10 protein-coding genes are annotated in these 13,054 nt (G+C 44.1%); 6 read left to right on the top strand and 4 right to left on the bottom strand.

The window, feature by feature from the left end:
* Positions 1-203: 203 nt before the first annotated feature.
* Together QXR61_06635 and QXR61_06630 are read right to left on the bottom strand one after the other, a co-directional pair.
* Positions 204-1,283: a hypothetical protein gene (locus QXR61_06635; GenBank protein MEM3757619.1), complete on the bottom strand. Its 1,080-nt coding sequence runs from the start codon at positions 1,281-1,283 to the stop codon at positions 204-206.
* Entirely contained in the window at positions 1,280-2,695 is a 1,416-nt protein-coding gene (locus tag QXR61_06630) for a hypothetical protein (protein MEM3757618.1), read from the bottom strand. The genes QXR61_06635 and QXR61_06630 overlap by 4 nt, the downstream gene beginning before the upstream one ends.
* Positions 2,696-2,871: 176 nt before the next feature.
* Here QXR61_06630 and QXR61_06625 point away from each other — a divergent pair, with 176 nt between their 5' ends.
* The 5 genes from QXR61_06625 to QXR61_06605 all read left to right on the top strand — a co-directional run bounded on the left by QXR61_06625 (position 2,872) and on the right by QXR61_06605 (position 7,678).
* On the top strand, positions 2,872-3,864 hold the full coding sequence (locus QXR61_06625) for a hypothetical protein (protein ID MEM3757617.1): 993 nt from the start codon (positions 2,872-2,874) through the stop codon (positions 3,862-3,864).
* 184 nt (positions 3,865-4,048) lie between these two features.
* Positions 4,049-5,257 carry a hypothetical protein gene (locus QXR61_06620; GenBank protein ID MEM3757616.1) on the top strand — a complete coding sequence of 403 codons (1,209 nt, stop codon included), beginning with the start codon at positions 4,049-4,051 and terminating at the stop codon, positions 5,255-5,257.
* Complete coding sequence (locus tag QXR61_06615) at positions 5,247-6,761, top strand: hydroxymethylglutaryl-CoA synthase (protein MEM3757615.1); 1,515 nt, start codon at positions 5,247-5,249, stop codon at positions 6,759-6,761. Before QXR61_06620 ends, QXR61_06615 begins: the two co-directional genes overlap by 11 nt.
* A gap of 328 nt (positions 6,762-7,089) precedes the next feature.
* Positions 7,090-7,380: an OB-fold nucleic acid binding domain-containing protein gene (locus QXR61_06610; GenBank protein MEM3757614.1), complete on the top strand. Its 291-nt coding sequence runs from the start codon at positions 7,090-7,092 to the stop codon at positions 7,378-7,380.
* 34 nt (positions 7,381-7,414) lie between these two features.
* Positions 7,415-7,678 carry a TRAM domain-containing protein gene (locus QXR61_06605; protein MEM3757613.1) on the top strand — a complete coding sequence of 88 codons (264 nt, stop codon included), beginning with the start codon at positions 7,415-7,417 and terminating at the stop codon, positions 7,676-7,678.
* Between the two features lie 55 nt (positions 7,679-7,733).
* Here QXR61_06605 and QXR61_06600 read toward each other — a convergent pair whose 3' ends face one another.
* Complete coding sequence (locus tag QXR61_06600; protein ID MEM3757612.1) at positions 7,734-9,104, bottom strand: glycoside hydrolase family 5 protein; 1,371 nt, start codon at positions 9,102-9,104, stop codon at positions 7,734-7,736.
* Between the two features lie 48 nt (positions 9,105-9,152).
* A complete protein-coding gene (locus tag QXR61_06595) occupies positions 9,153-9,752 on the bottom strand; it encodes a nicotinamidase (GenBank protein ID MEM3757611.1) in 600 nt (199 codons plus the stop codon).
* A 123-nt stretch (positions 9,753-9,875) separates the two neighbouring features.
* Between QXR61_06595 and QXR61_06590 the strand changes: the two genes are divergently transcribed.
* A complete protein-coding gene (locus tag QXR61_06590) occupies positions 9,876-13,046 on the top strand; it encodes a DUF5107 domain-containing protein (protein ID MEM3757610.1) in 3,171 nt (1,056 codons plus the stop codon).
* Positions 13,047-13,054: the final 8 nt, after the last annotated feature.

The raw sequence follows: 13,054 nt of genomic DNA, 5'->3' as shown, positions 1-13,054 counted from the left end.
AAAAAAATAGGATGGAATAACCATTCGATTAAGCCGCTACTTCTTAGGCTCTTCAGTCTTCTTCTCCTCAGTCTTCTTCTTTCTCTTTCCTCCGCAGCAGGACATGTTATTTCACCCAGTAGATTGCTTTCAAAAACCCTTTATTATGATTTTCTATCATCCATCTATTTAGCGAAATAACATGTCATAAAGGCGTCATGATTTTAGCCCAAGGCCCCTACTGCTTCTCCCCTAACGGTTTTTCTGAACGCTGTGCTCTCTTGAATTAAGCGCTCCATGTTGCTTGGGGTTATCCTCTCAACCCATGGAGTTTTTTCCGGACGCAGGCTCTTTATTCTCTCGATGAGGGGTAGACTACAGTAATCTTCCAGAACGCTTGTGTCCCAGTTTTCAGATAGGTTGAGTACGTGCTCTTTCCCAAATTTTTTAAATTGTTCAGCTAGCACCGCTAATATGATTGCGTGATGCGATAAGACAGCGATCTCGGCCTCTCTTACCGCATACTGGTTTCCATTAAACGATACTGTTAAGCCTCCGCTTCTCCTCACAAGCCTAAATGATTCAACATCCGTGATGCTATCTCCAACGTAAATTACGGATGACAGGTCTCCGCCAAATATTGCTGCTATCTCCCTAACCGCCTTAGCTTTCTCGTATCCGCCAATCGGGTTGACTTCCCTCATAGCGGCTCCTATCTTCATTCCCAAAATCTCTTTCCAGAAGATTTCATCGAGACGCTTTATCACCCTTCGAGTTTCAGGCGGCAAATCATCCAGTGTTTCTGCGCCTTTAGGAATCTCTATCAGAGGCATATCTATTATCTCTCTTCTAAGAGCCTTTATACACTCAACCTCCTCGGCTGGCATATGATACTTATCTATGTCGATTTTTGTGCAGTAAACATTTTCCATCGGGAAATCTATTGCATCACATAAAGCGCTTATGTAAGGCTCATAACTCGTGCTAACTATAAACGTCGGCATAATTGACCTAATGTAGCGCAGCGTTTCGCTGACCCCGGGGATTAGAAGCAATGTTTCCGAGGAGAAACGTTTCATAAGGGCGTTTGTTGCACCGTAAGCCTTAAGAAACGGCACTATAAGCCTAAGCGTGTCCCCAGCCTTATAGCCCGGTCTCCTGACTATGTCGGCTAGAACATCATCGTATCTGCTTAGCTGGATGAAGAGCTTATCGCCTTCCGGAATAAGCCAGCTTGAGAGTTCGAAGGCATTATCGTTTTTAGATATGGGCCCCTCACAGTCAGTTATGAAAATCTTCATCATGTTCTTTTTCTCAGCGCCTCCATATGCGTTATGCTCCGCTCAATATGCTCCCTAGACGCTATGTCAGCTCTGTACCATAAGGCTCCTCCCTTAATGGCTCTTATGCCCTCCATAGCTATTTCACGTGCGCTTTGAATGTCGTCGGCAATGCCGAGGGTGCACACGGCTCTAGAGGACAACGCATAAGTTTTTCCATCCTCCCGAATATCCATTGAGCCTGGATAAACCCTAATATTGTCGCCGTATTTAGATGAGAGTTTTTCAGCCTCATCTAGGATAACCGGCGTATCTATCTCATCCCTTCTAACCAGATGCGGGAAAGCATCTATATATCCACCATACTTTGGGGGCACCTTATAAATTAAAACAGCAGCCTTCTCATCAATGTTCACGCGTGTAAGGGTGCCCTCAATCATCCTATAGCATACATCGACGAAATCATCCTTTAAGAGCGCTAGGATCGGTATTATTTCGGGGTCTCCGGGCCTACTATTGTTCTCCAGTATCATCGGCCCCTTACCCGTATGTATGAACGCCTCATAGAATGGCATCCCTCTGAGACAAGGATTTGAGTCTCCGCCCTTAAGCCTCTCAAATATTCTCTCAACAATCCTTTTCTCCTCCTCCCAATCCTCATAACTCATGAACGGTAGAATATTGCCCCTATCCTTATATGTGCCCATTCCGCCGGTGTTAGGTCCCTTATCGCCTTCAAAAGCCCTCTTATAATCCCTTGTCTCCGGCAGCGGAACAATATGCTTTCCGTCGCAAAAAGCCTGAAAACTTGATTCCTCTCCCTCAATCTTCTCCTCAACTATGACTGGCCCAACCTTAAAGTTCGCTAGAAAATGCTCTAAGATCTCTTCACGCGTGTTAAAGTGATCTCCCCAGACGCCGACGCCTTTACCGGCGGCCGGGGCATCCGGTTTAACGGCAACTTTATTGTCGAGCTCATTCAACCACTCGAATAAGTCTTTTTTAACATCATTTAAGTCTTTGTAGTCTTTTGGGTCGAAGACTTTGAATCTTGGGTTTGCCTCCGGCACAATCTCTTGGAAAAGCCGTCTCTGCATAACCTTGCTCCTCTCGAGAGCGTACTCTTTTGTTGGGCAGATCATTGGTATGCGGAGATTATCCTCAACTAGATTCCTTACACCCTCGATTATAGGCTTCTCCGGGCCAACTATGCCAAAATCTATTTTATCCCTGTGCTTTTCAGCGAACCTATAGATGGCTTCCACGTTAAGATCTGGGATTACAGCGTGCTCTTTAGCCCTACGGACGTTAAACGGATTCCTTTGCCTATCAGCAATATAAAGTTCAACCCTATATTCCAGGCTTCTCGTAAAGGCATCAACCATAGCAGCTTCCCTAGAACCATAGGAGATCACAAGAATGCCAACGCGCTCCATTAACCATCACCTTTAACAACACCATTAAAGAGATTAACGCTTCGCTTATGTAAAAATTTTGGAGCACTTTAAAGGCGCTGCCAAGGTAGGATTATGTCCTTCAATAATGTTTTATCCCTTTTGGAAAAGAGACAAAAATTAAAACATATATCTTCAAAAGAGAAGATCACTTAAAAATGCATCCCCGTAATTTATTCTTGATGAAGCATGAAAAATTATTCACGCTCTTGGTAGCTTTGCTCCTAGTCTTAATTATGTTTAGTATTGAAGACTTCAGGATAGCTTTTTCTCCGAAAATGCACACCCCTTATATAGCCTATACTCCGTATTGGTTTGATGATGAATCGGAAAATTTGAAGAGAACCAGCTTTAAGCAGGTTAAAGCTGATCTCGACTTGGCCAAGTCTTTGGGCTTTAAAGGGATTAAGTTATGGTGCATAGAGGGATTAGAATACAATAACTTAACTGAAAAAGTCTTTGACTATTGTGCTGAAATAGGCTTAGAAATATTATTACCGCTAAGAGTATGGAGACAAGAAGAATTTCCAAATAATAATGATGCTATAAGAGACTTCCTAAACTTCTTAAATATCTTAATACCAAAGATTAAGGATAAGAAGGCTTTAAGATTCTACATACTGCATTATCCTATAGACTACTCAGACATTTACGGTTATGCTCAAACATGGTTTAAAACAGAGAAATATAGGATGAAGCTTCAAGGAATAATAATGTTCATTAAACAGCTCGATCCCAAACATAAAGTCTATATGGCTTTAGAGTTCGATCCAAAATTTGGCGCTCCGTATGATCTAGGCGTGGATGGTTTTGGCGTAGAACCATATAGCTGGAATACTCCTTACTCTTTCGATCCCCATAAAATCATAGAATACTTAAGGTATTTTGAGGATCAAGGATATTATGTATTCATAGATGAATATGGCTTACACACTACTAAAGGAGTTAATCATGGCTATTGTATAAATGAAGAAACGAAAACAAGGATTCTAAGAGACTTCATAATGTTCATATATAGTAAAAAATATCTATGGTGCTATTTCTCATTATTCAATACTTCTGAAGCTGATTGGGGACTAGCCTACGCAAATGGAACACTGAAGCAAAGCGGATTAATGATTAGAGACTTGCTTCGTAAAGTCACTATTTGAATAAGATGAATAAGATTTAGAGGGGAAGCAATAGCTGGAATAGCTAAGCGCCCGAAAAATGACGAAGAAATCTATGAAAAAATTGTTTCTTGTTTCCAGAAGTGGCCATTAATTCCCGGAAAATAGCAAGTCTTTTAAGGCCACTTAGGATACCCTAAAAAGATGAAGAGAGGAAAGATGGTGTATGCGGGAACCCATTGCAATAATTGGCGTAGGTAGAACTAGATTTGGTGAACATTATGAGCTGGATCCCGAGGATCTGATAGACGAAGCTGGTTTAATGGCGCTGGATTCCGCCGGGATAGAGCGAAAGGATCTAGATGCCTGCTATATTTCAGATTACCTGCTGCAGGTCACTAATAAGATAGGTTTAGAAGAGGGTTTCATGTCTCAGCTATTAGAGATGAATATACCCATAGAGAAGATGAGATCCTTTAGTTCAGCGCTACTAAACGCCTGCAACGCGATAGAAGCAGGCAGATACGATATTGTTCTCGTCGGCGGAATGGAGAAGATGACTGATAGGTGGAGCAAAATTAGAGACAACCTAATGCTGCTTGTAGATCACTGGAGCTATTATGCTGGTGGAACACCGGAAAGCAGTCACGAATTGCTTCTAAAAGAATATATCAAGGAATATAATATACGGGGCGACGATCAACGGAAGCTCATGGAGACTCTAGCCCAAATCTCCGTGAAAAACCATCGTAACGCCGTACTTAACGAGTATGCGCACTTTCGCAGAGAAATAGACGTTAAGAGGGTTTTTGCGGCTAGAGAGGAGGAGCGTAAGCTGCTGGGCTTATATGATTTCGCGCCGGTTTCTGACGGCGCAACCGCCGTAATATTGGCGAGCCCAAGAAAAGCTAAGGAGTACGCTGATAACGCGGTGTATGTGCTTGCCTCCTCTTTAGCAACAGACTTCATCTCGTATCCGTCTAGGTCTTTTAGAACAGGTTTCATTGCGAGCAAAATAGCTATGGAAAAAGCTTTAAAGATGGCTAATGTAACCCTAGACGACATAAAATTGCTGGAGGTCTACGATCAATCAACGGTTCTTGAGATGGTTTCACTTGAAGACCTGGGTTTCGTTAATAAGGGTACCGCATGGATAAGGCTTTACGAAAACTTTGGAAGCTGGAGCGGCTTTTACCACCTAGACGGTAGGCAGATCTTCGTGAATACTGATGGGGGTTTAAAGGCTGATGGAAACCCGCTCGGCGCGACTGGTGGAGCACAGATATTTGAGGTTGTAAAACAGCTTAGGGGTGAGGCCGGCAAGAGGCAGATAAAACCGGACGGTGACTTAATTTATGGATGCGTCCAGGAGATTGAGGGTTTCGGGACAAAAGTTTATATCCATATTTTAGGGAGGGAGAAGAGTGGGCAGTGAACCCATAGAGAGAAGAGTATCATATATTGGGGATAGGCTTAAGGGCAGCAGGTGCCCCTTCTGCGGAAAAGAGTATTTTAGGACGAGGAAGTATTGTGGAAGCTGTGGTAGGAAAAGTCTTGGAAAAATGATTGACATAGATTTCTTTTATGAGAAAGGGATTCTTGAAACATGCACGGTTATAAGGGAACCAACCAACAGGTTCGTGAAGCTCGGAGCATACATTTATGGAATAGTATCCTTCCATAATGGGGAGGTTAGGGTTCCGGGAAGATTAACCGACATGATCATGGATGGCGGTAAACCAGTGAACCTAGACGAGCTAGAGGGCAGGGAGGTTGTTCCAAGGTTCAGGCGTAGATATTCTGTTGACAAAAGCGATATTATACCAACGATATCTCTGGCTTTCACGTTCGCCGACGAATACTACCCATACCAACCATACGAGATAGTTAAGCCGAGCAAGGAATACGATGTGCCGGGCATAGTGGGCTACGGAGTATACATATCAAAGTTCAGAATTAAGGAGGGCGCCATGGAGCGTTCAGTCCCATTTATAGACGAAGACGCGATAACAGCTGCGGTTGAGGCTGGAAAACTCGCCCTGATACATTCTGGCGTAGATCACAGGCTTATAGGCAAAATCTACGTGGGCTCAGAATCAAACCCATACGCCGTCAACCCAATAGCATCAAAGGTTGCACAAGTCCTTAAACTCGGTGAGGAGGAGAAAGCTGAAGGCGTTCAAGGAGTCGACGCTGTGGACACCGAGTTCGCGTGTAAGGCTGCGACAAGCATGTTTAAGGATGCGATGGCGCTGGTATACTACCCTAAGGATCCCATAAATTACGTGATGGTTATAGGCGCCGACAACGCTCAGGCAGCGCCTAGGGATGAGCCCGGCGGCGAATTAGACTTTTTCGTCGGCTTCGGGGGAGCAGCGTTCATCTTTGGCATGAAAGACGTTATAGCGGAGATTGAAGGATGGTATTCATGCACGTCTGATACGCCGGACTTCTGGAGGAGGGACACGGAGCGTTATCCGCGCCATGGCGGGCGCTTCACCGGCGAGCCAGCCTACTTTAAGCATATTGTGAAGGCTGGTAGGAAGCTCATGGAGAAAATGAATCTGAAGCCCAGCGACATCGATTACTTCGTTTGCCATCAACCCAACCCCGCTTTCCCAGCTAGGGCTGCGGCAACGCTGGGCTTTAAACCCGACCAATACATGCTTGGCTTACAGGTCTCAAAATTTGGCAACACATACTCTGGATCCTCGCCAATAGGTTTAGCCGCCATACTAGATCAGGCCGAGCCGCATAAAAGAATAATGATTGTGAGCTACGGCTCAGGCGCTGGAAGCGACGCGTATCTCTTCGTGACGACCAGCCAGATTAAAGATAAGAGAAGCCGCCAGAAATTTACCGTTAAATATCAAGCTGAAAACAGCTTCATCGAGTACGTGGATTACACAACATATAGGAGATTCAAAGAAGGCCTCTAAAGTCCGCTAATAGATGGAAAAGTAAAGTTTATATGATGCGCCAATTCTCTATTTTAACCGCTAGCATCAAAGCAGTAGCCGGGGAGCGCTGCTTCTCGAGTCTCTGCTTTGATGTTAGTTCCGCGATACAGGACGAAAAAGTAGATGCCGACCGAAACGAATACGCCGAAAATTCTATGTAAGCTAGTGAGAACAGAGTTTCCGTTTTTAGAGGATTTAAAGGGTTCCCAGCGCTTTTCTCCATTGTATTCTAGCTTAGAGACATCGTCTTCAAGTAGCTCTGTTCCTGGGATCGCGGAAAAACGCGTGTTAGGAGGGATCTTTGTAGATGAAGATTAAGGAGTTGAGGGATGGAATGCGGAAGGTTGATCTCGTAGCGAAGGTTCTGGAGATCTCGGAGCCACGTGAAGTTGTCTCAAGGTTTAGCGGACAAGTCTTCAGGGTTGCTGACGCTATTATAGGCGACGAAACCGGAACAATAAAGCTGTCTCTGTGGAATGAGCAGATCGAGCGGATAAACGTGAACGACACGATAAAGATTGAGAATGGTTACGTTAGGTCATTCAGAGGGGAACGCCAACTAAACGTTGGTAAATTTGGGAAGATAACTGTCCTGTAAACGCGGAAAGGTCAACTGTATGTGAGGTGAAAAAATGCAAAGTGAAAGGAGAAATGATAGGAGGGGAAGACGCTTCAATAGAAGTAGAGAAAGGAGGCTTCCGCCCAAACCAGTTGAGCTGGGAAAAGAATACGACGTTGAGGTTAAAGAAGTTAGCCGGAAAGGAGACGGTGTAGCGAGAATACAAGGGCTGGTAACATTTATACCGAACGCTAAGCCAGGTGACCATATAAGAGTGAAGATAACTAAAATTGGCCGAAGGTTCGCGGAAGCTGAAATAGTCAGTCCATCCCAATAAAGGACGCTGAATAGCTAGGCGTTAGCGTTAAAGCATTGTCCGGCCCTCTCCTTTTCTATTTTCTTTTTAGTTTCTTAAGGTAGAAGAGAATCAATACCCCTATCACAAGTGCTCCAGCTACCGAAGCAGCCGTCGCCAGCATTCTGTAGTTTCTTCTCCATACAGCCTTTATCTCTCTTGGACCGTCAACATAGACTTTAACAGTTCTTTCATCCAGTATTATGTCTTTATCCGGGTTTAACCCCTCAAAATGATCAAATACTATTGGAATTAAGGAATCGAATTCTGTTTTCTCAAGTTTTATTGTGGCGTATGTGCCCTTATGATACCATCCGGACCCGGTGATATTTCCATGCTCAGTCTCAGCGAAGACGTAGTAGGTATCCTCTTTCGGAATTAGGGCGTTCAATAAGTCCTCACGCCACTTATTCTCCACCGGATCGTAAACCCCAAACCCCGCGCAGAACTCCCAGTAACACCACGCAATACCTCTCTTCTCAGCCTCCCTAGCTACAAAACGCGTCCATCTAACCCTAGAATTCATGTCGGCTTTACTGTAAGCCCCAAATTCCCCAAGGAGTAGCGGGATATTTCCATGCTCTCCAGCCCATTGAACCGCTGTATCCAGCTCGCTTGTAATCTGCCTTCGCTCCTCCTCCGTTCCCAGCCATTTTCTGCCAACTGGCGGAGACGGGGCAACCCATTCGGCGCCCTGATGAGTAAACTCAAATGGAGTGTACAAATGGAATGTAACTATTATGTTTTCATCGTCAGGTACGATTAGTTTCTTAAGGCTGTAAACGTTATTCCAGTCAACTGGCCCTATCACTATTTTTCTCGTAGAATTGGTCTCCCTTATAGCTTTAACGGCGTCCAGAAGCAACGCATTCCATAGATCGCTTGTTAAAGCATCATGCGGCTCATTAAGCAGCTCAAAGCAAAGGGCGTCAGGATAATCCCTATAGCGCTCAGATATCTGCCGCCAGATGGCTAAAAAGCGCTCCCAATGCCCCCGCGGGTCACGCATTATCTCCTCGTAATGGTGGACGTTGATTATTACGGTTAGATTCTGCTCTAAAGCCTTATCTATAACATGATCAACTCTCCTAAAAAATTCTTCGTCGATTTTATATGGCGGTTTCTCCTCGGCGTGGGCAGACCATCTTATAGGTATTCTAACAGTGTCGAAGCCAGCTTCTCTTACTATGCTAAAGTATTCATCTCTTATGTAAACCCCCCATTCACCCTCTCTAGGGGCTTCAAGAGCATTCCCAATATTTACTCCCCTTCTCATTTTGAGCGTTGTCCCTCCTTCATGAATCTGGATCGGTAGATGAGGACAGTGATCGCAGCCGAAAAGATGCAAACATAATGCTATTAAAACTAGAAGTGAGAGCAAAATGCTGTAGGCGTGGGTTATGAGCATTTGTCTCCCCAAAATATTAGATCGCCAAATCAAAGGTAAATAAAGTATTCACTCTATGTCCATTAACGTCAGCCTTTTAGCGCCCTTCTCAAGCATCTCCTTTATAGCTTTCTCAACATCTCCGGGCTTCGCATCTATTCCCCTCACAGCATCCTCTAGAAGGAAGGTTTCAAAACCATGTTTCAACGCATCTAAAACCGTGTTTTTAACGCAATATTCCGTCGCGAGGCCCCCGATAAAAACCCTTCTAACACCAGCCTTCCTTAATTCCTTCTCAAGCTCCGTTCCCTCAAAGCCGGAATAAGCCTCCTTTGACGGATCCGTAGCCTTAGACACAATGATAACGTTCTCCGGAAGCCTTAAACCCGGATGAAACTTCGCTCCCTCAGTTCCCTGAACGCAGTGCGGAGGCCAGATGCCACCATAGTCTCTAAACGAGATATGGTTTGGTGGGTGCCAATCTCTTGTAGCAACTATTAGGGCGCCAGCCATATAAAATTTCCTTATATATTCATTAAGTATGGGGATTATCTTGTCGCCCCCCGGAACCGGCAAGGTTCCACCGGGGCAGAAGTCAACTTGAACATCAACTATTATTAAAGCGTCTCTCCTTCCCTCAATCCTATACTTCAATTCGCTTTCCCCCAAATTATTTTCCTTCTTTCTTAAAAATATATAGTTGCTTTAGGGTGAATAGCGCTAGATAACGTTTTCCATAAGAAAATCTTTTTAGGTATATCGTATTAATTCCTTTGGAGGTCAGGTCTTTAATTGAGTTCAGGTGATTGTGTTAAAATCTCGGAGAAAACTGCTACAAAGATGGCTTACAAGGTTTTTGAGGATCCTATACCGTACTTCGAAAGTAAACATTACCCTTACACTAAACTTAACATTTTCAGTTCTGAGCCGTCTCCCACTCAATATAGGGAGATAGAGATGGAAAATATTTTCCTCAAAGTATCCTTTATTCCCGCCCTAGGGGCACGTATCTTCTCAGCGCTTGATAAGTCTTCCGGACGCCAGATCTTCAACCATATAGATATCATTAGGCCAGCTCTGATAGCCGCTAGAGGAGCATGGATCGCTGTAGGGTTAGAGTTCAATTTATGCTCCTTTCCATCACATACCGTAGACAACTTTTCACCGGTAGACTACATTTTAAGGAAGAATAGCGATGGGAGCGCGTCAATAATTTTGGGCAGCTTAAATTTGACGACGAATGTTGAGTATGCCGTCATTATAAAGCTGAAACCGAATTCCTCAAGAATTGAAACAGAGATAAGAACATTTAATACGAGTTTGCTTCCAGAGCGGTACTATTTCTGGTCGAATGCGGCGTTGCCGGCAAGCCAAGGCTCAATAATATTTTATCCGGGGTCGCGCACTAACCTCGGAAGTTTCCCAATTAATGATGAGGGCGTAGACTTAAGATGGTATAAAAACTATGTTAGACCCACAAGCCTCTTTATACTGGACTCTGAAGAGGATTTCTTCGCCGCCTACAATTATGACTATAATTTAGGCTTAGTTCACGTCGCGGATCATAACGTTGTTCCGGGGAAAAAATTCTGGACATGGGGCGTATCTGAAGACGGTTTATTCTGGAGGGATATGCTTTCAGATAAAGGTATCCCATACATAGAGATACAGAGCGGAAGGTTCTTAACACAGGGCATTGTTGAGCTTGCAAACCCGTTAAGGTTTGAATCTTGGATTGAGTACTGGTATCCTGTTAGAGGTCTTAGCAGTTTAACTTTTGCTAATGAAAGTGCAGCGCTCGCCGTAGAGAAAACTGAGGAGGGAAAAATTAGAGTCGAAATCTCATCGGCGATGGAATATAGGAACGTTAAGCTCGAGATTTTAGACGTGGAGAAAAGGGTGGTTTACAGTGAAACCCTAAATTTATCGCCTAGTTTCGCGGTGGTAAGAGAAATAGGCGTAAAGGCTGAGAAACCATTTTTAAGGATATTGTCTGAGGAGGGAAGAGAGATAATATCATGGGACTTTAGGAGCTACAGAACGAGTTTACCCGAAACCCCTATGTGGAAAGGCGAAATGGAGGAGTGGGGTTGGAAAGACAGCGCGGAGGAGCTTTGGCTTAAAGGCGTAGACTCGTTTAAAAAGGAGCATGCTGAAATAGCTAGAAGTTTCTTCCAGAAATCGCTGGAAAAGGATCCTGACTTTTCTAAAAGCCTATCTTGGCTCGGCCTGCTATACTATGCTTCGGGGCTTTATGAAGATGCTGAAATCCTTCTTAGAAGAGCCTTAAGGAGAAACCCCTACGATGAAGATGCCCGATATTACTTATGCCTAGCGTTGATGGCGCTGGGTAAGAATGAGGATGCTGAAAGAAACCTCTGGAAGATCTACACTTTTGGGAAGAATAGGTCATTAGCCCTTTATCTTCTGGGAGTATTGAAAGCAAGGTCAAATCTTTACGATGAATCTGAAGAGTTTCTTAGGATGGCGATTGAAGATAACGGTTTTAATTTAAGAGCCTTAACGCTATTGTCCGCCATTTTAAGGAGAGAAGGAAAGATGAAAGAGGCTTTAGAGTTTCTTGAGAAAGGTGGGGCTCTTATGCCGCTGGACTACATGGTTATCGCTGAGAGGCACTTGCTATCGTGTGATAAAGAATTAGATGAAATTCTGTTTTCTAATGCCCATAAGGTTCTTGAAGTTTCAAAAGAGTACATTTTCGCCGGACTATTTGATGATGCTGCAAAAATATTGGGTGAAGCATTGAATCGCGGAGTTAGGAATCCGCTGATATATTATTATTTAGGCTTCACCCTTAAAAAGATGGGGAGAGTTGAAGAGGCTAAGAAATATTATAGTGACGGTGAAAAGGAAAACGTCGAGTATGTTTTCCCACATAGATTGATGGACATCGAAGTATTAGGAGATGTCATATCTTCCCTCAAAAGATGTCGGGTAGCACGTTACCTGCTGGGCAACGTTCTCTTCTATGTTGGAAGATGGGAAGAAGCCCTTAAAATATGGGAAGAGGCCTCAAAAAATGGGTTGGAGCACGCGTTTTTATATCGCAATATAGGTTTCTCTTATAGCATTTTAACTGGTGAATGGGATAAATCCATTAAAGCCTATAAGCGAGCCATAGGGTTATCGCCCACAAACCACGTGCTATATGCTGAGCTAGACGACATATATTCTAGGATCGGTCTCTTCAACGAGAGGCTGAACCTACTTGAGGGTGCTCCGGCGGAGGCTAAAAGGTACGCGTTGATCGCCAGATTGTGCTCAGCGTATGTTGATGCTGAAGAGGAAGATGAAGCCCTGAAAATACTGCTTAACACGTATTTCGAGCCGTCTGAAGGATACTTTGGCTTCTGGGAAATATACGCCGACGCCCTATTATCTAAGGGTCTTAAGATGCTTAGGGAAAATAGGGCGAAAGAAGCCCTAGAATTATTTATCAAAGCCACAGAATATCCGAAAAACCTCGGCGTGGGGGCGCCTCACCCAAAATATAGGCATGATATTCTTCAACTATATTACGCTGGGCTCGCATATGAAATGCTCGGCGACCTAGAAAACGCTGAGAAACTTTGGAGTGAAGCCCTTCAAAGATCCGTTGACGTGGCAAGCGAACATAAGGTCTTCCAAGCCCTTATACTTATAAAACTTGAAAGAGATTCTGAAGCAAGAGCGCTGTTGGAGAAAATAATTAGTGAAGCGGAATCAAGAATCAAGGAAATACATGAAAAAATAGGTGACGCTAAGAGCGCCGTGGCGCGCCTACTCCACTACGATGAGGCTCTCGCATACCTGCGCTACGTGATTGGCGTCGCGAAGATTGTTTGCGGCGACACCGCTGAAGGGCTAGCTGAAATCAATGAATCTTTAAATATAACAAAAGCCATTAGGCATGCCCGATGGATTAAGGAGGGGAAAATCAGCCTTTCTTCCACGTTCTCATAAGGCTGATC

It is taken from the genome of Candidatus Bathyarchaeia archaeon (genome assembly GCA_038882715.1).
Taxonomy (GTDB): domain Archaea; phylum Thermoproteota; class Bathyarchaeia; order Bathyarchaeales; family DTEX01; genus DTEX01.
Note: the sequence above shows the minus strand (reverse complement) of the source record. Positions and strands in the feature narration are given on the sequence as shown.

What these genes read in the sequence shown, in the direction of transcription:
- QXR61_06635 (MEM3757619.1), bottom strand. Translation starts at nt 1,283, where the DNA reads ATGATGAAGATTTTCATAACTGACTGTGAGGGGCCCATATCTAAAAAC.
- QXR61_06630 (MEM3757618.1), bottom strand. Translation starts at nt 2,695, where the DNA reads ATGGAGCGCGTTGGCATTCTTGTGATCTCCTATGGTTCTAGGGAAGCT.
- QXR61_06625 (MEM3757617.1), top strand. Translation starts at nt 2,872, where the DNA reads ATGCATCCCCGTAATTTATTCTTGATGAAGCATGAAAAATTATTCACG.
- QXR61_06620 (MEM3757616.1), top strand. Translation starts at nt 4,049, where the DNA reads ATGCGGGAACCCATTGCAATAATTGGCGTAGGTAGAACTAGATTTGGT.
- QXR61_06610 (MEM3757614.1), top strand. Translation starts at nt 7,090, where the DNA reads ATGAAGATTAAGGAGTTGAGGGATGGAATGCGGAAGGTTGATCTCGTA.
- QXR61_06605 (MEM3757613.1), top strand. Translation starts at nt 7,415, where the DNA reads ATGCAAAGTGAAAGGAGAAATGATAGGAGGGGAAGACGCTTCAATAGA.
- QXR61_06600 (MEM3757612.1), bottom strand. Translation starts at nt 9,104, where the DNA reads ATGCTCATAACCCACGCCTACAGCATTTTGCTCTCACTTCTAGTTTTA.